Annotated in this window: 1 protein-coding gene; it reads left to right on the plus strand. The window is 63.3% G+C overall.

Translation table 11 applies throughout. The features are described from left to right. Positions 1-311, plus strand: a 311-nt coding sequence (locus A3754_RS22915) for a DUF411 domain-containing protein (RefSeq protein WP_063521437.1), incomplete at both ends; no start/stop codon positions are given.

A 311-nucleotide genomic window follows, 5' to 3' on the forward strand; every position in this document is an offset into this window, starting at 1 on the left:
GCCACTGACAAGGTGCTGGAAGTGTATAAATCCCCCACCTGTGGCTGCTGCGGCGCCTGGGTGGAACACATGGAAGCCAACGGCTACGCGGTCAAGGTGCATGAGCAACAGAACCTGCAATCCATCAAGGAAAAAGCCGGCATTCTGCCCGGCCAGGGTTCCTGCCATACCGCCTTTATCGACGGCTACGCCATCGAAGGGCACGTGCCCGCAGCCGATGTGGATCGCCTGCTGGAAGAACGCCCGGATGCCCGCGGCCTCACCGTCCCCGGCATGCCGGTGGGCTCACCCGGCATGGAAATGGGCGACCG

This window comes from Alcanivorax sp. HI0083, assembly GCF_001635175.1.